Here is a 20,100-nt window from a genome sequence, read left to right on the forward strand (position 1 = left end):
TCCCCGCTTGGGATTTACTTCGAGAAGCCCAAAATCGCTGAAACCCAGATATATCAAGGAAAATCATAAATCGAGGTTAACCCTTTGTCCCGTAATGGTTTGAGCCTTTTTTGCTGACCGAAAACGCCTAAGTCCCAATAGTAGTTTGAGCCTTGACATTTGTAACCTTCCACATTACAGTGGAGTTGTAACCTACAAAGTTACAAAAAATATATTTATGTATAAGATTAAACTGTCATTAAACTGTTATAGACCAAGATTTAATATGAAATATAGTAGAAATCCATTGAATGATACAAACTTTTAGAAATAAGGCATTAGAAAGATTATTAAAAGAAGGTAATGCAAAAGGTATACCCAAAGATTTAGAAAAAAGAATAAGGAGAAGACTTGAAGTGATAGATTCTGCAACAGCTATAGATGACCTTAGAATACCGGGTTATGATTTACACCAGCTTAAAGGGGATAGAAGAGAAACTTGGTCAATCAAGGTATCAGGTAACTGGCGTATTACTTTCACATTTAGAAATAATGATGCCTGGGATTTAAACCTTGAAGATTATCACTGACTATAAGGAAAAACAAAGAGTTTTGATTCAAGCAGGAAAATAATTTATGAAAGACTTACAAGATATTATTAATGGGAGGCAAATAAGACCAGTGCATCCTGGAGAGGTCATTTCAGATGTGCTTGAAGAGCTTGAAATGACTCAAACAACCTTTGCTGAGCTTCTCGGTGTGTCTCGGCGCACTGTTAATGAAATTATTCAAGGTCGAAGACCAATCACGGTAGACATGGCCATTCGTATTGGGAAAACCCTAGGGAATGGTCCTCAACTTTGGCTCAACCTTCAGCAAAAGGTTGACATCTGGGATGCGATACAAAAGCATAAGGAAGAATATAAAAAATTGCCAACGATAGCATAACGGGATACATCTATCCTGGCTTGCTAGCTAAGTTTAAATTGTGATATGAACTCTTACCTGTCGAGATAAGAGTTCATATAGCATTCTGCTGAAGATTTGACAGATAAGCATTTTTTCCAGAATCTTTCCCTATATTACTCTCAAATAGAGCGATCGCAAAAAACTTTCCCCATAACACGACAATAAGTCTGTTATGGGGAAATTCCACTAAAACCCTAAAACCCAATACCCAACCGCCAAAACCTAAAGCTCAACAGTTAAACCCTAACAGCTAACGCACCGATCGAGCGCTCAATCATTATCATAGAGACAGTAACAAATATTTATGAAACTTCATGCTTATTAATCGCCTTGGCATCGATCGCGGGAAAAAATTCCTTAAAGAGACTATCTTGTTCGGAAATGACCCTAATCCCGAATTAATTGGCATTTTAGGGGTTTATTTCGTGCAGGGCATTCTCGGACTCTCCCGATTAGCGGTTAGCTTTTTTTTAAAAGACGATTTGGCCTTGAGTCCCTCCCAGATGGGGGCATTAATCGGAGTGGCGGCGATTCCTTGGGTGATTAAACCAGCTTTTGGCTTTCTTTCGGATGGTTTGCCTATTTTCGGCTATCGTCGTCGCCCCTACCTAATTTTATCGGGAATTCTGGGGGTTTTAGCTTGGTTGGCCCTAGCCACTGTGGTGGAGAATGCTTGGCAAGCTACGGCCGCGATCCTGCTTGGTTCCCTTTCTGTCACCATTAGTGATGTCATCGTCGATTCTTTGGTAGTAGAAAGGGCCCGCAGAGAGTCCTTCACTCAATCCGGCTCTCTACAGTCCTTAACTTGGGGAATATCGGCCCTAGGCGGCTTAATTACGGCTTATCTCGGGGGTTGGTTACTGGCACACCTCGGTACTCGTCCTGTCTTCGCTCTCACGGCTATTTTTCCCCTGATTGCCTCAGCCATGGCGTTTTTAATTACAGAGGAAAAAATCAAGAATAATAATGATTCACGATCTACGCCCAAAGTCAAGGAGCAAATAGGACAATTATGGTCAGCAATCAGACAAAAATCAATTTTATTACCCACTGCCTTTATTTTTCTCTGGCAGGCTACTCCTAGCGCCGATTCTGCCTTTTTCTACTTCACCACCAACGAGTTAGGATTTGAACCGGAATTTTTAGGACGAGTGCGCTTAGTCACCAGTTTAGCCTCGATACTGGGTATCTGGGTATATCAACGGTTTTTAAAAGCGATTTCCTTTCGTCTAATTTTGGGTTGGAGTACGGTGATGTCTGCGGTTTTAGGAATGACTACCCTACTCTTAGTTACCCATACTAATCGAGCGCTCGGTATTGACGATCATTGGTTTAGTTTGGGGGATAGTCTCATCCTCACCGTCATGGGACAAATTGCCTTTTTACCCGTCTTAATTTTATCAGCCCGTCTTTGTCCCGTGGGCATTGAAGCATCTCTATTCGCTTTATTAATGTCTATCTGGAATATGTCGGGATTAGTTTCCCAAGAAATCGGCGCTTTATTAACCCATTGGTTGGGAGTCACCGAAACTAATTTTGATAACCTTTGGTTATTGGTAGTGATTACTAATCTCTCTACTCTCCTACCTTTACCCCTAATTAAATGGCTACCTTCTACGGATCCCCAATCTCAGGAAGTCAAGAAAACTTTTCCCCCCGCAGAAGTCTTTGAACATCATGTTACTGGTTCTTTAGCTGAACCAGGTTTTATTCCCGAACTTGTCCCCGAATTAATCGAGACAAGAGATTGACAGTCCAGAAAAGGGGTTTCTTTGAGAGAAAACGGGTTTCTTTGAGAAACCCGTTTTCTACTAGAAGACTATTTAAACAGATCCGAATGAGTACCAGTCCGAACGAGTGTTAAGCTTTCCTCATCTCGCTCAATCTTGTAGAGTAACAACCAATCTGGCTCGATATGGCACTCACCATAACCTGACCAATCTCCAACGAGATTATGATCTCGGTATCGCTCTGGTAGTATTTGTTCTTGCACCAGTAGTTCCACCACAGTTTTTAACTTTTCCAAGTCTTTACCCCGTTTTTTCATCCGCCTCAAATCGCGTCGAAAGCGTGTGCTTTCCTGTGGGGTTAACATTCCCCTGTATCCTTGTTCCAGTCCTCGAACATCTGCCCAACGCTAGTATAACGCTTAAGACGCTCAGGATGTTTTTCTACTTCTTCAATGGCGGCGAGCGTTTCTGTATTAGGAATTTGAACATCAAAGGGAAAACCTTGATGAAAATCGACATCAGATAAGGCTGGATGCTGGATTTTTTGTAGCAGAAGCTGTTGTTCTTCGTCAGTTAAGGAAAGGATAATTTGAGCAAGAGAATCAATTAGTTTAGTATTGATTGCAGCAGCAGATTGACTCATATAGCGTTTACATTGTTTAATAGTATATTTTTGAATTGGCGATTTATGAGCGGTTGTTTCGACTCTGGCAAATCAAGCTAAAGGAGAGTTTTAAACTCTGCCACTGTCAATCCCGCTTGACGAATGATAGATCTCAGTGTTCCCTTAGCCACTTCTCGATGGTCAGGGATGGTGATGCGTCGATAGGGATAGGCTTTTTGTCTGAGTATGATATGACTTCCTCGCTGCCGATCTAATTCGTAGCCAATCTTGCCTAGTGCTTTAACGACTTGGCGACCAGCGATAGGAGGGAGTTCACTCATAATTTAACCTCTACCAGTTCCTCAGAAATTGGTGGTGGAATCGGTTCATTGTGCGCTTCTAGGCTTTCTAGATATAAAGCAATTGCTTCCTGAATGTTGGCGAGTAACTCTTCCCGGGTATTGCCTTGAGAAATACAGCCGGGTAGGGAGGGAACTTCAGCCACATAAATGCCATCTTCATCTTGCTCAATTAAGACGCGATATTTCATGGGTTTGTCCTTGCTTTGAATTGATTGGAAGTTAATTATTTGAATCCAGTCTAGCGCGAGTTAGCAACTCCTAGCGATCGCCTCTTATTCCAGAAAACGGGTTTCTCAAAGAAACCCGTTTTCTTCTCAAAGAAACCCGTTTTCTTCTCAAAGAAACCCGTTTTCTCAGTTCCAATGGCGCTTAAGTGCCGCTCCCGCCCCCAGTAAGCCTAAAGCCAGCAAACCTAAGCCAGAACTTGGCTCAGGAATTGGCGTAATCAGAAAACCACGATTGGAGACACCGACATCAAGGTTGAAATCAGCGTTGACTAAAGTCAGCGCATCAGTACTGCCGTTGTTTGTGATCCCAATAGTGACAGAGCTGCCGTCGTTAGGCGCAGCACCGTACTGCAATTCAATGTTATTACTTCCCTCATGGAGGATCATTTCAAAGGTAACTTGAGGGCCATTGAAGAAATGCGGCACATTGTAAAAACCGACGACAAACTTCTGAGAGCCTGGCGAGCCAGTCGTCTGGTAGCGGATATTACCCTGGGGATTATTGAGGTCATTCCAGAAACCTGCAACTAAGTTGCTCGGGTTTGAGCTTCCGTTGGGCAACGATGGACCACTACAACACCCACTGAAGGAACCGGGGTTAAAAGTCAGGAAGCCATTTGACGAAACGTACACCTGACTGTAGGTATTGCCGTAGAAATCAAAATTGAATCCCAGGGAGATGGCTCCGCTGACTTGATCGTCGCCAAGGCTAAGAAAGGTGCCACTCGCGCTGATGTTGCGCAGGTTGTTGGCAATTTCAGCACCTTTATATCCGAAGGCATCTGGTCCAGGGAACGAGACGGCTGCGGCTGGTTGGGCAGTAGTAAGGCCAAAGACAGCGATCGCACTAACTGTGCTGGCGAAGACAACACCAGCCAGAGAGAGAGATTTGAAGGTAGTTGTAGTATTCATGAGCAATTTTGGGCAAATTCCACCAGCATTTTACCCCCCCCCCCCGATTTTGTCAAATATCACTTTTTTAAGTCCAGAAAACAGGTTTCTCAAAGAAACCCGTTTTCTCAGTGCGATCGCTTGGGGAAGATCGGGTTTAGGATATTTGTAATCTTTGATACAAAGCTCTGGATTATCTGTTCTTAAGATGAAGGCTGGTGTTGCTAATTGATCGGAAAAGAGGCTGGCGCAAGCAGATAAAAACCGCAGAGAAGCTTGTGCCGTGGGATCAAAATTATTAAGCGGAGAATAGCCTCTGACCGAAATTCAACATCAAAATTAGGAGGAAACTTGTCATCGCCTAAGTAAAGTAACCATTCATCCACGACACAACACAATAGGAAAAATACTTATGAGTTATGGAACGCGTGTTCAAGCTATCTCTCAAGTAACGGATCGTAAACCCCTACCTAGCAAAATTCCTCAGCGTTTAGAGGCCCTCTGGGCAACCGATGTTTTTACCCTGAGCAAAATGCAGGCCAGTCTTCCGAAAGACGTATTCAAATCGGTCAAAAACACGATTTTAACCGGTGGAAAATTAGACGTTTCCATCGCCGGTGCGGTAGCGGCTGCGATGAAAGATTGGGCCACGTCCAAAGGGGCGCTGTACTATGCCCACGTCTTCTATCCGATGACCAACGCCACCGCCGAAAAACACGATGGTTTTATCTCCGTGCAGAGCGACGGTTCGGTGATCACAGAATTTACGGGCAAAGTCTTAGTACAGGGGGAACCGGACGGGTCCTCCTTTCCTAACGGCGGACTTCGCTCCACCTTTGAAGCGCGGGGTTACACCGCTTGGGATGTCACCAGTCCGGCCTACGTCATGGAGACGGATAATGGTGTAACCCTGTGTATCCCCACGGTTTTCATCTCTTGGACAGGAGAGGCCCTCGACAAAAAAACGCCGCTTTTACGCTCAATTTCATCGATGAGTAAAGCCGCCACCAGGGTGCTGAAGCTCTTAGGACATACGGAAGTCGCCCCCGTTAACTCCAGCTGCGGTGCTGAACAGGAATATTTCCTAGTAGATGCTCATTTTGCCCATAGTCGCCCCGATTTACTGCTCACCGGTCGCACCCTATTTGGTAAACCCGCCGCTAAGGGTCAACAGTTCGACGATCATTATTTTGGCGCGATTCCCGAACGGGTTCAGGTGTTTATGCAGGAAGTAGAGGAAAGAATGTATCGCCTCGGCATTCCGGCCAAAACCCGCCATAATGAAGTCGCTCCCGGACAGTTCGAGATTGCCCCCTTTTTCGAGGCCGCTAACGTGGCCAGTGACCATCAGCAGTTAATTATGACCTTGCTGAAAAGTACGGCTAAAAAACACGGTTTTGTTTGCCTACTGCACGAAAAACCCTTTGCGGGAATTAATGGTTCGGGAAAACACGTTAACTGGTCTGTCGGCAACGCCACCCAGGGCAATCTGTTGGATCCGGGCGATACTCCCCACGCTAATATGCAGTTTTTGTTATTCTGTGGGGCGGTTATTCGTGGCGTTCACAAGTACGGGCCGCTTTTACGCGCAGTGGTGGCTACCGCCAGCAATGATCACCGTTTGGGGGCAAATGAAGCCCCCCCCGCCATTATTTCGGTATATTTGGGCAGCCAGTTAGAAAAGGTATTCGACCAAATTAGCCAAGGACAAATTGAGGGTTCTGATGCCCCGGGATTGATGGATCTCGGTGTCGATACCCTGCCGGTATTCCCCAAGGATCCTGGCGATCGCAATCGTACCTCTCCTTTTGCTTTTACGGGCAATCGCTTTGAATTCCGCGCCGTGGGTTCTAATCAGTCAGTTTCCGGGCCGCTGGTGGCGATGAACACGATTCTAGCGGATTCCCTGACTTGGGTGGCGGATAACTTAGAAAGCCGGATGAAAGCCGGGGAAGACCTCAAGACTGCTGCCCAGGGTGTTCTCAAGGAGATCATGGACAAACACAGAAATGTGATCTTCGGAGGTAACGGATATTCCCCGGAATGGCACAAAATGGCGGTAGAAGAGCGCGGTTTGGCTAATCTCCGCACCACTGCCGATGCTTTACCCGTGCTGAAAGCTGATTATATTGAAGAACTGTTTACCCGCATGGGTGTGTTTACCCCCGTTGAACTGGAAAGTCGTTTCGATGTCTATGCAGAACAGTATTTACTGGCCATCGAGGTGGAGGCGAAACTGGTGGTAAGTATGGCTAAAACGATTATTTATCCCGCTGCCGTTCGCTACTTGTCGGAATTGTCTTTGGCGATCGCTAATGCGGCGGCGATCGGCATCGAGATGGATAAGGAAAGGGCCCAAACCGTCTCGAATTTAATTAAATTACTGATGGATGGCGTTAGCAAACTGAGTGCGGCCATGGCTAAAGACGATTTTGACTCGATCGAGGAACATATGCAGTATTCCGCTCAAACGATCCGTCTCTTGATGGATAAGGTGCGCGAATATGCTGACACACTGGAAGGGGAAGTGGCCGACAATTTCTGGCCTCTACCTACCTATCAAGAAATGTTGTTTGTTAAATAACATGACGGCAAGGAGGGGGTGAATAGCTGGAAAAATGATTGGCCACCCCCTTCTTTTTAGCTGTTATCGAAACAACCCTGGGTGCATCTCATTTTTGCCCTCTCAAAAATTAATTATGCAAGAACTCTATTGCTGATTGTCGGTATTTCTGCAAATGTGAGATGCACCCAACAACCCTTGTCTAAAACCTCGCCTTCTAGTCAGATTCTTCCCTCCTGCCTCCTGCCTTCGTTAGCTCTGGTAGTTTTAAGTTATGTTAAGAAAAGTAAATATAAACGTAAAACTACTATGGTATTAACTCCGACAATTGGCGAAAAATCCTATAATCGTCAGGATTGGCAAAAAGGCTATCAATCCCAACCTAACGAGTACGATTACGAGGTAGAAGACATCGAGGGGCAAATTCCCCCCGATTTACAGGGTACAGTCTTTAAAAACGGCCCCGGTTTACTCGATATCGCTGGCACTGCGATCGCTCATCCCTTCGATGGGGATGGTATGATCAGCGCGATTAGCTTCAACCATGGCCGCGTACATTATCGTAATCGTTTTGTTAAAACCGAGGGTTATCTCCAGGAACAGAAAGCGGGAAAACCCCTTTATCGCGGTGTTTTCGGCACGAAAAAACCGGGGGGAATTTTCGGCAATGCTTTTGATTTGCGTCTGAAAAATATTGCTAATACTAATGTTATCTACTGGGGTGATAAATTACTGGCACTTTGGGAAGCGGCCGAACCCCATCGCCTCGATGCTAAAACCCTTGATACTATTGGTTTAGACTATCTCGATGGTATCTTGGAAAAAGGCGATTCTTTTGCCGCTCATCCTCGCATCGATCCCGCTTGTATCTTCGATAATCATCAACCTTGTCTGGTAAATTTTGCCATTAAAACGGGTTTGTCGAGTTCCATTACTCTCTACGAAATTAGTCCCACGGGTAAGTTATTACGTCGTCATACCCACAGTATACCTGGCTTCTGTTTTATCCACGATTTTGTTATTACTCCCCACTACGCTATCTTTTTCCAAAACCCGGTTAGTTATAATCCTTTTCCCTTTCTTTTTGGGTTAAAAGGTGCGGGAGAATGCGTCATCAATCAACCGGACAAGTTAACTAAGATTATTATTATCCCCCGGGATCCTAACAAAAGAGAAGTGAAAGTTTTAGAAACTCCATCAGGTTTTGTCTTCCATCATAGCAATGCTTTTGAACAAGGGGAGAAAATCTCGATCGATTCTATTTGTTATCAATCCTTACCACAACTGGATTCAAATAGCAGTTTTCAATCGGTAGATTTTGATAGTTTAGCTCCCGGACATCTGTGGCGATTTACACTAAATTTATCAGAAAATACCGTTACAAGAGAATGTATTCTAGAGCATTGTTGTGAATTTCCCAGCATCAATCCTGCAAAAGTTGGTCGAGATTACCGTTATTTATACATAGCTGCCGCTCATCATGCCACCGGTAATGCTCCTTTGCAAGCAATCTTAAAACTGGACCTATTAACGGGAGAAAAACAATTACATTCTTTTGCTCCCCGGGGATTCGCAGGTGAGCCAATTTTTGTGCCTAAACCCGATGGAATCGCTGAAGATGATGGTTGGTTATTGGTAGTTACTTACGATGCGGCCAATCATCGATCGAATGGGGTAATCTTAGATGCTAAAGATATCACTAATTCCCTAGGGGTTATCCATCTGAAACATCATATTCCCTACGGGTTACACGGTAGTTGGACTGGACAATGTTTTTAAGTTAATTGTCTAGGGGTGGATTGAAAACCCACCTTGACTAAACTTTACTCTTGATAGCCTTCTTGTAGTAGCCAAAAACCGGCGAAGGATTCCGATTCAGGGTTAGATTGAATGGCTAAAAAATGCAGATTATTGGCTTTTTGTTTAGCTTCTTCAAAGTTTTTGGCTTCGTTTAAAGTCTCGGCATTAGTGACATTGACGAGAATCCAACTATCACTAGCACCCGTTTCTAAACGTAGCAGAGGACGAGAACCAGTTTCTAACTTTAAATAGGCCATTTCTAACCCTGACATCCAACCAGCTAGGGGTAAAGCGCGGGGGGAAAAAATAACTAAACCGGGGATTTTTAGATTCTCATCTAATCCCATCCCTAGTATAGGCAAATTTTCTCCGAAGCTAATATCCCAATCTTTTAAATCATTAAAAGAAGACAATTCTAGCGTGACAAAAGCCCATTTATCTGCCTTATCTCCCCGGACAGCATCGGGAAGGGGAACCGCATTTAAAGGAGGGTAGTTAACGGAAGCGGTTTTAGTTAAATTTTGATCATAACCAACTTCTTGAGGATAGAAATTGGCCATTCTTTCTTCTATCCATCTAGTTAAAGCATGAGTGCGACGACTAGGGGAAGCGGGAATACCGATATCCTCGCAAGCTTTGCTAATCATGTTATTCATCTGACGACGGAAAAAGCGAATTTTTTTGGGAGTTACCCCCGCTTCCTTGATAGCTGCAGTAACTGCCTCTCCTAACCATTGGGAATTAACCATCGTATTAGGACAATAACTGGCATATTTAAATATTGTATCGGAGGAGCGATCGATTGTTGCCGGAGTTTCACAGATTAATAATTCCCATCTTTTTTTATTATTTTCATCCACCACCGGCCGCGAATAAAAATCAAGTTCCCAAATAGTCATATTTTTTTCAGTTATCAGTTATCAGTTATCAGTTATCAGTTATCAGAACGTAGGTTGGGTTGAAGCATGAAACCCAACCCCCGCTCATGTTACGCTACCGCTAACCCATTCTACAAATAATTGTGCCTCCCTATTTAAGTGTGCAGTATGTATTAAGTGGGCAGTATTAAATAGCAGCTTCCTACTGTCTTTTTACTGTTCACTGTTTACTGATTACTGATTACTGCTCACTGCTCACTGCTCACTGAAAAATCCCCTATCCCCGACAACAGTACGAACGCGGTAGATAGGACGTTTTTGGGATTCGTGGTAAGTCCGCATCAAAATTTCTGCCAAAAGACCAAAACAGAGTAATTGTACCCCAGTTAAAAAGAATAACACGGCCAGGATTAACAAAGGTCGATCGCCGATTTCTTGTCCGAAACCGAGTTTGAGAATAGTCAGATAAGTGCCTAAAATAATCCCCACTACCATCGATAACAGTCCGTAGAGTCCAAAAATGTGCATCGGACGGGTGAGGAACTTTTTCATAAAAAAGACAGTAAATAAGTCCATAATCACGCGAATTGTGCGACCTAAACCATATTTACTCTGTCCGAACCGTCTAGCGTGGTGATTAACGGGAATTTCGGTTATTTTTGCCCCTTCAATAAAAGCCAATGCGGGTAAAAAGCGATGTAATTCCCCGTAAAGATTCATATCGGCAACTAATTCGGCTCGATAGGCTTTCAAAGAACAACCGTAGTCGTGTAATTTGACCCCTGTAACCTTTGCTATTAGCCAATTAGCTATTTTTGAGGGTAAAAGCCGTTTTACCCGGTCATCTTGGCGATTTTTGCGCCAGCCACTCACGAGGTCATAACCTTCCTCTAATTTGGCCAATAATAGGGGTATATCATTGGGATCGTTCTGTAAATCGCCGTCGAGGGTAACGATTATCTGTCCCGTGGCATAATTAAATCCGGCAGCCATGGCGGGGGTTTGTCCGTAGTTGCGTCGCAATATTACCGCCTTGAGATCATCGCGATTTTTGGCTAAATTAGTTAAAACCTCGGTGGAACCGTCCTTAGAACCGTCGTCAACACAGATTATCTCGTAGTTAATTTGATAAGAACGCAAAATCGTGGCGATACTCTCGACGAGATGGGGAATACTGTCCACTTCGTTATATATGGGAACCACTACCGATAAAGTCTGGATGGCAGCCTGCGGGTTTGGTTCGTTGACGCTGATGGACGGTGTAATCGGGGACATATTTGACTGACGCGGGGACGTTTTGGGGCGATTGTATCACAATTCAGTGATCAGGAGATAGGAGACAGGAGACAGGAGACAGGAGACAGGAGACAGGAGACAGGAGACAGGAGACAGTATTCTCCGAGTCAGTATTCTCCGAGTCAGTATTCAGGAGATTATTTTTATTTATTCTCCCCACACCCCACTTCCCCACTTCCCCACTTCCCACACCCTACACCCTACACCCTACACCCTACACCCTACACCCCAATTCCCACTTCCCCACACCCCACACCCCACACCCCACACCCCACACCCTACACCCCAATTCCCACTTCCCCACACCCCACACCCCACACCCCACACCCCTTATCCCTGTTCCCCTTTCTCTGTTTCCTTTTTCGCTAAAATTGCCTGACGAAAACCTAAGACGACGAGAATATTGGAGAGGGTGAGGAAAAATTCGGCGCTGCCGTGTAACCAATCGACGTTAGCTAATTCTTGACCATAGTGGATTTTGGCGTAGATACCGGCAGGAATGGTGATAAAAACGAAGATTAACAGCACATAAAAGCCAATTAGGGCTAAACGGGGCATTTTTCCCGAACGAGTGACAAACCAAAGAAACCCCAGATAGGGAAACAGGGAGATGGCAAATAAACTGTCTTTATTCATTGTTAACGCTAATTTTACTGGAACGCCACAGCCACCAACCGGCAGCACAGAGGGTAAAATTTCCTAAGACAGTCATGGCTGCCTGTAGGGTGACTAACCAGGATAAGGCACTGATATTATCAAAAAAATGCCATGTACAGGCACACATGGCCCCAATTAAAGCGGGTAACATTCCCCAAGATAACATTCGCCACGATCGATCGCTACTGATGTCGCCATAGGTCCACACTAACCAGATTGCCGCTATCCATTCTACGACACTCGATACATGAACTATCCACGTCGGTATTGATAAAGCATTCATTTTTTTACAGTTATCAGTTATCAGTTATCAGTTATCAGTGGGTAAGTTATCAGTTATCAGTTATCAGTTATCAGATTTGAGTTCTTATCTCGTTCCCAGGTTCTACTTGGGAACCCTTTATTCAGGTTCTACCTGAAGGATATTTTAATAAAGAGCCTTAAATATTGTGTGTCAAGACAGAGCCTTGGCACAAGCAAAATTTTCTAGCCATTGAATTACCTGTTGACCTAAGCTAACATTGTTTAATCGATCGATCTCGCGAATGCCGGTGGGACTGGTGACATTAACTTCGGTGAGGTAGCCACCAATCACATCTAATCCGACAAAATATAGGCCATCTTCTCGTAATTTTGGGGCTAAAGTGGCACATATTTCTAATTCTCGATCGCTGATTTCTGTTTTTGCCACTCGTCCACCCACCGCCATATTACCGCGAAATTCCGAACCGGTGGGAATGCGATTAACTGCCCCGATGGGTTCACCATTGAGGACAATAATGCGTTTATCTCCTTCTTTGGCAGCTGGTAAATAATCTTGAATCATTACCGGTTCTTGTCCCCATTTTGTGCTAATTTCAATCATTGAATTGAGATTGCGATCTTCGGGACTAAGAAATAAAATTCCCTCCCCTGCTTTGCCCCCCAAAGGTTTCATAACTGCCGCCCCTTTTTGGTTGACAAATTCCCTAATTGTCGCTTTATCTTGGGAAACAATTGTGGCGGGCATTACCTGAGCAAAGTGAATAGTATATAACTTTTCGTTGGCATGGCGTAAACCCCTAGTTGAGTTAATTACTTGGGTTTTTTGGGGGTCGATCAGGTCTAATAAATAGGTGGCATAAAGATAGGCAATCGTCACGGGTGGGTCTTTTCGCATCCAGACAAAATCGAAGTTTTCTAGGCAGGTAAAAACTGTCTCTTGTCTTTGATACCATTGAGATACAGCCACCCAATGATTATCTTTTAACTCCACGGGAACCAGTTCAATTTTAGTTAGTTTTGCCCAAGCTTTTCCCGCAATCGCACTGAGATCCGTGATGGAAGTCATCCAGACTTCATGGCCTAATAATTGGGACGCTTCCATGATAGCTACACTGGTATCATGGCCCGGATCTAAATACTCGATCGGATCGATAATAAAGGCTAGTTTCATTAATAGTTTTTATCCTTAATTCTGCAACAGGGGAGCTAAACCACCACTTCTATCTAAAGCATAGATGTCATCGCAGCCCCCGATGTGTTGATCGTTTATAAAAATTTGTGGTACACTTGTACGACCATGGGCTCGATCGGACATTTTGGCTCGCGCTCTTTCATCACCATCGATACAATATTCGGTAAACTCCACCCCTTTTTTCTTGAGTAATGCTTTAGCGCGGATACAGAAAGGACAGGAACTCCAAGTATAGATCTCAACATTAGCGGCCATAAAATTTATCTCCCTTCTTTACATATCTTAAATTTTAGCCGATAACCGAGCAGTGATCTTCCTTCAGGTCAGAAAACGCCAATTAGGGCGATTCCACTGATATATTGCTTGTATTTCCCATTCTTCACCGTTTTGAAAGCGAATACGGCAACTAACAGGGGGGGAATCATCCTCACTTTCATTTACGGCGTTGTCAGATCAGAATAGGTAAAGATGCAATGCAATCCTTGCTATCAAAGTAATTTCAGTTCCGGTGCTGATTCGGAGCATCTTTCAATTTGACAACGCCTATTGTAGGGCTAATTCATGAATTAGCCCTACACCTATTACCTCACAGGTAAACCCGTCGCAACTATCGGGAGCGTCTGTGGGAATCCATTCCCATGAGAGTCCTAAAAAAGCTGATTTCAAAGGGTGACGATCCACGATAATCTAAGTATTGGGGAAATCATACCGTAAAATCACTCATCTATGACACCACGCTCGCTCACCGTTTTGCTCCTTTCTGTTCTTTTCTGGCTGTCTAGCTGGCTTATCATCCCTATTGCTCAAGCTTTGACCCCAATTCAACTATTAGATGTATCTTATAAAGACTGTCCCCCCGAATTAGCCGAGGGGAGTGTCACCAGTGGGGGAACCAGTTTTCCGGCTAATTGTTTTTTAATCACCGGCAAAGCTAAAAATAATTCCGGAAAAACCGTCTATGATGCCGATGTTTTTGGTCGGATTTACGATGCTAACGGGGAACCGGCTTTACAAAATCGTAGCCGAGTCGGGGCAATTCCAGAAGTGCCGCCAGGGATTAGTGATTTCGAGATCAGAATTTCTGTTTCTACCAATCAACCAACCCCTTTGCGACTGGAAAAATTCAAAGCTTCCGGTTTTACCAGTAGTGTGGATCCGCGGATTTAGAAACTGCTACTGACCAGACTGCTGGCCCCTGTGGCTACGACACTCTGAACAACGTTGAGCAGCAGGAAAGCGAGGATCGGGGAAAAGTCCATCCCGCCTAGGGGTGGGATAATCGAGCGAAAGAGGTTTAAATAGGGATCGGTAATCGGACTGAGAAAAGACATAATCTGATAGGCCCAACCGGCATTTTGGAACCAAGTCAGTAAAACCCTAACAATTAAGATTACCGAGTAAATTTGCAGGAAATTGTTGATTATCGTCAAAATAAACCCTATATCGCTCATAAATAAATCTTTCCTCAAGAGGGCGTGATGGTTAGTTTAGCTTTGATCTTACCAAAAAAATGGTCTTTAGTTACTCTCTCCGCCCTGTCTTACTGGTTTTAACCAGCTATCGGCATTCCTCCCAGTTGACGGACACTGGGGAAGAAAACTGAATAAAGTAGTTATCTTAATGATGAGATAGGAAGTTTTCCTTTTGGGGAGACTCGGATTGTTCAAGTAGGGTTTGCGGCAAAAAGTTTTTCGTGGGGGTAGGGTGTGGGGTGTGGGGTGTGGGGTGTGGGGTTTTACCCATTTTCAGGGAAAAAGTCCAGGAATTTTCCCCCCAATCCCTCCAATGGTCGGCAGTTTTTGAGGGAAAAAAAGTCTAAAAACCTTATCCAACAAGGTTGTTAGATTTATTCAGCAAACCCCAAGTAGTTTTTCCATAGCTAACTGACGGTCCGGATGGGAGGACAGATCAAAACGATTGCATGGTATGATAAAGGTTTTGGAACTATTGTTTTAGGTCAAGATCATGGCGAAACGAATGCAGGTTATCCTCAATCAAAAAGTCAGCAAATTAGGTGAAAATGGCGATGTGGTGGAAGTGGCCCCCGGTTATGCGCGCAATTACCTTATCCCCCAAGGTGTGGCCGTTTTAGCCACCAAGGGCGCGATTAAACAGGCAGAATTTAGGAAAGAAAAAGAGCGTCAACGTCTCCTCGCTGAAAAACAAGAAGCGGAAACCAGAAAAACTGCGATCGAAAAACTCAGTCCCTACAGCATCCCTAAACAGGTGGGTGAAAACGAGGCCATTTTCGGTACTGTCACCAGTCAAGATGTGGCTACGGTTATTCTAGAAAATGCTAAATTAGAAATCGATCGCCGTGGTATTACCGTCCCCGATATCGGTCAATTGGGAGTCTATAAAGTACAAGTCAAACTCCATCCCGAAGTTAGTGCCGATATCGAAATTAAAGTAATCGCACAATAACAATTATCGGGGCATAGTTATCAGTAATCAGTGAAAATTTATCAGAGCGATTAACTAGCTGATGGCTGATAGCTAATAGCCATTCACATCTCAAAAACTATGACTCATTCCACGGATATAAAAACCCTAGCGCGCTGGATGGCGGCGGATTTTAGTAATCAAGAACAAGCTTTTGCTAATCCGCCTTTTTTTGCCCATATTCGCGTGTGTATGCGTCCTTTGCCCGATGAATTACTGAAAGGAACCAGCTTATTTTTAGAGCAGGCCTACGATTTTATGCTCAATACTCCCTATCGTTTGCGAGTATTTAAATTATCGGTAGTCGATGATCATATTGAACTAGAAAACTTTAAAGTTAAAGAGGAAGCTAACTTTTTTGGTGCTTCTAGAGAACCCCAGCGTCTCAAAAATCTCACCTTAGACTTATTAGAACCGATGCTGGGTTGTGATATGAATGTCACTTGGACAGGTAACAGTTTTAAAGGGGTGGTGAAACCGGGTAAACAATGTTTAGTTTTTCGCAAAGATAGAATGACTTATTTAGATAATAGTTTTGAAATTAGTGAACGGGGATTAATTAGCGTTGATCGCGGTTTAGATACCGAAACCGATCAATTAGTCTGGGGTTCGATCGCCGGTCCTTTTGAGTTTGTGCGTCGCACCAGTTTTGCTGAGGAAGTGTGAGAAAAATTATCGGTTTTTAGCCATGAAAATCGCCACATGGAATGTCAACTCGATTCGCAGCCGACAAGAGCAGGTAATTGATTGGTTACAACTCAATCCCGTTGAGGTTTTATGCTTGCAAGAAACTAAGGTAATCGATCGAGATTTTCCCAGAGAAGCTTTTGAATCTTTGGGTTATCATCTCTATATTTCTGGACAAAAATCCTATAATGGTGTGGCGATTTTTAGCCGAAAACCCCTAGACGATATCACTGTGGGATTTAGTCCAATTATCGGCGAAAATTTAACAGGAGAACTAGACGAACAGAAACGGCTAATTACTGGAGTAATCGGCGATATTCGGATTATCAATCTCTACGTTCCTAATGGTTCTTCCCTAGATAGTGACAAGTATATTTATAAGCTTAAATGGTTAGAAACTCTCAGGAAATATCTAGATAAAATTATTAATTCTCAACCGGAAGAATTATGTATCTGTGGTGATTTTAATATTGCCTTAGAAGATAAAGATATTTATGATCCCAAAGGCAAAGAAAATCATATTATGTCTTCAGCTAAAGAAAGAGAAGCTTTAGAAAAGGTGTTAGAAATTGGGTTACAAGATGCCTTTAGAAAATTCACCTCGGCAGCGGGACATTATAGTTGGTGGGATTATCGCAGCGGTGGTTTTGCTCGTAACCGAGGTTGGCGAATCGATCATCTTTATTTAACTCCTCAGCTATACGAAAAAGCCGTTAATTGTCTGATCGATCGAGAACCCAGAAAACAAGAAAAACCTAGTGATCATACCCCTGTTATTCTGGAAATATCAAGCCAAAAATAGCTAAAGGATCAACCTAGACTTTGCACAGCCAGAATTTTGCTCTCTTAGCTTCCCTAACTAGGGACTTTCACCTTGAGGATTTATTCGGTAACGAGAAAATGCTATGATTCGGGTTGAATTTACCAAGTTTATTAAATTATGCGTTCTCCCCAATTAATTGTTCTATTGCTCGGTTTATCCCTTCTCCCCAGCATCTCCCCCGCTTTTGTCCATGCTAATCCCTCGATAGTGCCAGTGAAACAATCGAGTAATCGCGATTGGGGACAAAAAATCAGCGAAGCGGAAATTAAAGCAATGATTCAAGACATCCAAACCGCTATTAAAGATAAAAATATCGCCCTAATCCTCAAACACTATGCCCCGTTTATTTCCTCGCAATTGACCATTAAAACCGATGCTAGTACCGAAATTTTTGAGTTAGATGGCATCACGGAACATAAAATATTTTTAGAGGAATCCTACAAAAATATTAAAAGTATAGAGGTTCTTTCTGAGAATTGGGACGTGGATATTCTTGCTAATAACGAGATGGCGATTGTCACTCGCGAGCGAGTAGTCAATATTACCAACACCGAGGGTGATAACTATATAGTGGCATCGGCAGCGGTGGCTAAAGTCGCTCCCATCGACGGCAAATTGAGGATATTTTCCATTCAAGAAACCGCCGAAGTGGGACGCAGACCAAAAAAATAATTAACTTCTCCGGTTGGGACTGGCCCAACCCGACTCCCGCCGTCTTCGTCCCTCGATAAAACCGTCATCGTAGTCTCTAGAATTGCGCGGATTATCATAGCGGGCAAAGTTAAACCCGTCCTCTAGTCCGCGCTGAAATTCTTGCTCTGGTGGCACAAATCGATAACGTTGTCTATTATCCTGTACCGCCCGGTTGATTAACAAGGCCCCCGCTCCAATACCCACGGCCTCACCAAAGGTTAAAGACTTAGCATAATCGATGTTAATTGTCAAGAAAGTTGTTGTTAAAATTAAGGCTTTTCCCCAATGCTGACCCATAAAATCCTCCTTCAAAAAATCAAGTTGACAACGAAACCAGTACAGATACAGAGTTTCTCATAAAATCGACCACCGACTCCCCAAAACGAAAACCTTGTACCTCACCATTACGATAAATGCTATGAGCTAGATTTAGAAGAATGGGAGTGAAAGCGAATCCCCAAGAAGACATCGTAGAGGAAACTCCAGAAATTCTTACCTTGCAGTAAACCTAAAGACTGTTCACAATCTTTCGCATCTAAAAGCGGTTTAGTGGCATAGTATGCCGGTTGGTATTTGTACCAGGGAATCGACGGCCAAAGATGATGCACGAGATGATAATTCTGCCCTAAAATCAGCAGATTTAAGAGGGGACTGGGGTAAACTCGGGCATTTTTCCAACGATTGCGCTCTTGGAAAGGACGATGGGGGAGATAATCGAAAAATAAACCGAGGGCAATTCCCACCACTAAAGCGGGAACAAACCAAAAATTCATCACATAGCTGATAAAACCGTATTGACAGGCGAAGATGACTATGGTAGCAACAAAAAGACGACTGAGGAACCATTCCAGCAGTTCGTATTTCCGCCAGAGTTGCCGCTTAAAAAAGAAGATTTCATGATAAAAAAATCTGGCCGCAATCATCCACAAAGGGCCGCCAGTGGAGACAAAATGATCTGGATCATTTTCGGGATCGTTAACGTGAGCGTGGTGCTGTAAATGGACTCTAGTGAAGACCGGAAAGGCAAAACCGAGCATTAAAGCACTGCCATGACCTAAAATAGCATTAAATGTCCGATTGCTATGGGCAGAATTATGAGAGGCATCGTGGATAACTGTCCCCGATAAATGTAAAGCGAGGACATTAGCACTAAAACAAATCCAGTCGGGCCAAGACCATAGCCAATAGCCACAGGTAGATAGGGTTATTAGGCTCAAGGCACTAAAAAACATGGTAACGTTTGGGTTGAAGCCCCCCGGTGCTTTTAAATACTCTTTGGGGACTGTCAGCAACATCTCGGCCGACTGCATTATGGGTGTTGCTCCTTATTGTGTTCGCTTTACTGGCGTAAATTATCATACTACGGCTTTTTCATAAAGTTTTGTAACATTATCTTAATTAATCTAAAGTTATGAAGAAAGTAAGGATTTGTTATATGGTCTTCCCCCCTCAGTCCCCGAAGGAAAAGCGAGGCTACAAGAGAAAATCACGGGCGCTTAACGCCAGTTTCGCACTTAAACGATTAAAAAATTCGGCTAGAGACTCGGCTTGAGGGGGAGCGATCGCCTGTTTCCCCAGCATCACCGATTCTACTCTATCCCGATCGCCGAAAATATCGATAAGACACTCCCTATCGATATCGAATTCATCAAGTAAAAATTCTAACGTAGCGGTAGGATTTGTTCGGGCGATCGGATAATATTTCCGCTCGTATTCTTCCACTAATAACACCAGTAAATCGAATAATAGTCCTTCGTCATTGCTTAACTCCCGTGACATCATCTCTTCAATTATGCTTAAAAATCGCTCGTATTCTTGGGAGTTATTAATCGGTTTCGGTTGATACTGCAAGCGACCTTGAACCTCTACTAAATTTTTCCAGTTAGCCTTACTAGCGAAGTTATAGTTACTAATTCTGTACGCAAATATTGCATCTAGAATTAGCTTTGTACGCTTTGACCCGTACTGGGTTAACTACGAACCTCTCTATCGGATTCCCGCTAAAGGCGGCCTCTCCGACTACCTTTCTTCCAATATTTAAGG

General features: G+C 43.7%; 26 protein-coding genes. 10 read left to right on the forward strand and 16 right to left on the reverse strand.

Features of this window, described 5'->3' with window-relative positions:
- The first annotated feature begins 290 nt into the window (after nt 1-290).
- The 3 genes from O9300_RS04425 (at nt 291) to O9300_RS04435 (ending at nt 2,699) form a co-directional block, all read left to right on the forward strand.
- The gene (locus O9300_RS04425) at nt 291-569 is read left to right on the forward strand and encodes a type II toxin-antitoxin system RelE/ParE family toxin (RefSeq protein ID WP_287970282.1); all 279 of its coding nucleotides are present in this window, start codon (nt 291-293) and stop codon (nt 567-569) included.
- 46 nt (nt 570-615) lie between these two features.
- Complete coding sequence (locus tag O9300_RS04430) at nt 616-927, forward strand: HigA family addiction module antitoxin (protein WP_287970284.1); 312 nt, start codon at nt 616-618, stop codon at nt 925-927.
- Nucleotides 928-1,262: 335 nt separating this feature from the next.
- On the forward strand, nt 1,263-2,699 hold the full coding sequence (locus O9300_RS04435) for a folate/biopterin family MFS transporter (protein WP_287970286.1): 1,437 nt from the start codon (nt 1,263-1,265) through the stop codon (nt 2,697-2,699).
- Nucleotides 2,700-2,767: 68 nt separating this feature from the next.
- On the opposite strand, the gene O9300_RS04440 is transcribed toward O9300_RS04435, so the two are convergent.
- The 5 genes from O9300_RS04440 to O9300_RS04460 all read right to left on the reverse strand — a co-directional run bounded on the left by O9300_RS04440 (nt 2,768) and on the right by O9300_RS04460 (nt 4,783).
- Nucleotides 2,768-3,043, reverse strand: coding sequence for a type II toxin-antitoxin system YafQ family toxin (locus O9300_RS04440; RefSeq protein WP_043995505.1), 276 nt, complete (start codon nt 3,041-3,043; stop codon nt 2,768-2,770).
- Nucleotides 3,037-3,321: a hypothetical protein gene (locus O9300_RS04445; protein WP_287970288.1), complete on the reverse strand. Its 285-nt coding sequence runs from the start codon at nt 3,319-3,321 to the stop codon at nt 3,037-3,039. Before O9300_RS04445 ends, O9300_RS04440 begins: the two co-directional genes overlap by 7 nt.
- A gap of 77 nt (nt 3,322-3,398) precedes the next feature.
- A complete protein-coding gene (locus O9300_RS04450; RefSeq protein ID WP_002733933.1) occupies nt 3,399-3,623 on the reverse strand; it encodes a type II toxin-antitoxin system HicA family toxin in 225 nt (74 codons plus the stop codon).
- Entirely contained in the window at nt 3,620-3,832 is a 213-nt protein-coding gene (locus O9300_RS04455; RefSeq protein WP_002734412.1) for a type II toxin-antitoxin system HicB family antitoxin, read from the reverse strand. Before O9300_RS04455 ends, O9300_RS04450 begins: the two co-directional genes overlap by 4 nt.
- Nucleotides 3,833-3,997: 165 nt before the next feature.
- The gene (locus O9300_RS04460) at nt 3,998-4,783 is read right to left on the reverse strand and encodes an NIDO-like domain-containing protein (protein ID WP_287970290.1); all 786 of its coding nucleotides are present in this window, start codon (nt 4,781-4,783) and stop codon (nt 3,998-4,000) included.
- A gap of 391 nt (nt 4,784-5,174) precedes the next feature.
- Here O9300_RS04460 and O9300_RS04465 point away from each other — a divergent pair, with 391 nt between their 5' ends.
- Together O9300_RS04465 and O9300_RS04470 are read left to right on the forward strand one after the other, a co-directional pair.
- On the forward strand, nt 5,175-7,346 hold the full coding sequence (locus tag O9300_RS04465; RefSeq protein WP_287970292.1) for a glutamine synthetase III family protein: 2,172 nt from the start codon (nt 5,175-5,177) through the stop codon (nt 7,344-7,346).
- 288 nt (nt 7,347-7,634) lie between these two features.
- Nucleotides 7,635-9,104: a carotenoid oxygenase family protein gene (locus O9300_RS04470; RefSeq protein WP_287970294.1), complete on the forward strand. Its 1,470-nt coding sequence runs from the start codon at nt 7,635-7,637 to the stop codon at nt 9,102-9,104.
- 44 nt (nt 9,105-9,148) lie between these two features.
- Here the strand turns inward: O9300_RS04470 and O9300_RS04475 are convergent, their stop codons facing one another.
- The 6 genes from O9300_RS04475 to grxC all read right to left on the reverse strand — a co-directional run bounded on the left by O9300_RS04475 (nt 9,149) and on the right by grxC (nt 13,667).
- A complete protein-coding gene (locus O9300_RS04475) occupies nt 9,149-10,024 on the reverse strand; it encodes a Tab2/Atab2 family RNA-binding protein (protein ID WP_287970296.1) in 876 nt (291 codons plus the stop codon).
- A gap of 234 nt (nt 10,025-10,258) precedes the next feature.
- Nucleotides 10,259-11,278 carry a glycosyltransferase gene (locus O9300_RS04480; RefSeq protein WP_002763639.1) on the reverse strand — a complete coding sequence of 340 codons (1,020 nt, stop codon included), beginning with the start codon at nt 11,276-11,278 and terminating at the stop codon, nt 10,259-10,261.
- Between the two features lie 351 nt (nt 11,279-11,629).
- Nucleotides 11,630-11,935: a DUF3593 domain-containing protein gene (locus tag O9300_RS04485; protein ID WP_061430497.1), complete on the reverse strand. Its 306-nt coding sequence runs from the start codon at nt 11,933-11,935 to the stop codon at nt 11,630-11,632.
- Nucleotides 11,928-12,239, reverse strand: a complete 312-nt coding sequence (locus O9300_RS04490) for a DUF2499 domain-containing protein (protein ID WP_002734463.1) — start codon at nt 12,237-12,239, stop codon at nt 11,928-11,930. The genes O9300_RS04485 and O9300_RS04490 overlap by 8 nt, the downstream gene beginning before the upstream one ends.
- Before the next feature lie 171 nt (nt 12,240-12,410).
- Nucleotides 12,411-13,391: a glutathione synthase gene (gene gshB / locus O9300_RS04495; protein WP_287970299.1), complete on the reverse strand. Its 981-nt coding sequence runs from the start codon at nt 13,389-13,391 to the stop codon at nt 12,411-12,413.
- A 15-nt stretch (nt 13,392-13,406) separates the two neighbouring features.
- The gene (grxC, locus tag O9300_RS04500; protein ID WP_287970301.1) at nt 13,407-13,667 is read right to left on the reverse strand and encodes a glutaredoxin 3; all 261 of its coding nucleotides are present in this window, start codon (nt 13,665-13,667) and stop codon (nt 13,407-13,409) included.
- Nucleotides 13,668-14,138: 471 nt separating this feature from the next.
- Here grxC and O9300_RS04505 point away from each other — a divergent pair, with 471 nt between their 5' ends.
- Nucleotides 14,139-14,579, forward strand: coding sequence for a hypothetical protein (locus O9300_RS04505; RefSeq protein ID WP_061430501.1), 441 nt, complete (start codon nt 14,139-14,141; stop codon nt 14,577-14,579).
- Here the strand turns inward: O9300_RS04505 and O9300_RS04510 are convergent.
- Both O9300_RS04510 and O9300_RS04515 read right to left on the reverse strand, forming a co-directional pair.
- Nucleotides 14,576-14,863: a YggT family protein gene (locus O9300_RS04510; protein WP_061430502.1), complete on the reverse strand. Its 288-nt coding sequence runs from the start codon at nt 14,861-14,863 to the stop codon at nt 14,576-14,578. The two genes, O9300_RS04505 and O9300_RS04510, sit on opposite strands and share 4 nt — an antisense overlap.
- A gap of 166 nt (nt 14,864-15,029) precedes the next feature.
- Nucleotides 15,030-15,155 carry a hypothetical protein gene (locus tag O9300_RS04515; RefSeq protein WP_287970302.1) on the reverse strand — a complete coding sequence of 42 codons (126 nt, stop codon included), beginning with the start codon at nt 15,153-15,155 and terminating at the stop codon, nt 15,030-15,032.
- Between the two features lie 222 nt (nt 15,156-15,377).
- On the opposite strand from O9300_RS04515, the gene rplI reads away from it, so the two are divergent.
- The 4 genes from rplI (at nt 15,378) to O9300_RS04535 (ending at nt 18,036) form a co-directional block, all read left to right on the forward strand.
- Nucleotides 15,378-15,836 carry a 50S ribosomal protein L9 gene (gene rplI, locus O9300_RS04520; RefSeq protein ID WP_012264300.1) on the forward strand — a complete coding sequence of 153 codons (459 nt, stop codon included), beginning with the start codon at nt 15,378-15,380 and terminating at the stop codon, nt 15,834-15,836.
- Between the two features lie 99 nt (nt 15,837-15,935).
- A complete protein-coding gene (locus O9300_RS04525) occupies nt 15,936-16,520 on the forward strand; it encodes a chromophore lyase CpcT/CpeT (RefSeq protein WP_287970304.1) in 585 nt (194 codons plus the stop codon).
- A 22-nt stretch (nt 16,521-16,542) separates the two neighbouring features.
- The gene (gene xth / locus O9300_RS04530) at nt 16,543-17,343 is read left to right on the forward strand and encodes an exodeoxyribonuclease III (protein ID WP_061430504.1); all 801 of its coding nucleotides are present in this window, start codon (nt 16,543-16,545) and stop codon (nt 17,341-17,343) included.
- A 138-nt stretch (nt 17,344-17,481) separates the two neighbouring features.
- Nucleotides 17,482-18,036, forward strand: a complete 555-nt coding sequence (locus O9300_RS04535; RefSeq protein WP_287970305.1) for a hypothetical protein — start codon at nt 17,482-17,484, stop codon at nt 18,034-18,036.
- Here the strand turns inward: O9300_RS04535 and O9300_RS04540 are convergent, their stop codons facing one another.
- From O9300_RS04540 to O9300_RS04550, 3 genes are all read right to left on the reverse strand, one after another.
- Entirely contained in the window at nt 18,037-18,354 is a 318-nt protein-coding gene (locus O9300_RS04540) for a hypothetical protein (protein ID WP_079206836.1), read from the reverse strand.
- A gap of 119 nt (nt 18,355-18,473) precedes the next feature.
- A complete protein-coding gene (crtR, locus tag O9300_RS04545; RefSeq protein ID WP_287970307.1) occupies nt 18,474-19,367 on the reverse strand; it encodes a beta-carotene hydroxylase in 894 nt (297 codons plus the stop codon).
- Between the two features lie 163 nt (nt 19,368-19,530).
- On the reverse strand, nt 19,531-19,908 hold the full coding sequence (locus O9300_RS04550) for a helix-turn-helix domain-containing protein (RefSeq protein WP_287970308.1): 378 nt from the start codon (nt 19,906-19,908) through the stop codon (nt 19,531-19,533).
- Nucleotides 19,909-20,100 lie beyond the last annotated feature (192 nt).

This window comes from Microcystis sp. LE19-195.1E (assembly GCF_027532095.1).
Taxonomy (GTDB): Bacteria; Cyanobacteriota; Cyanobacteriia; order Cyanobacteriales; family Microcystaceae; genus Microcystis; species Microcystis aeruginosa.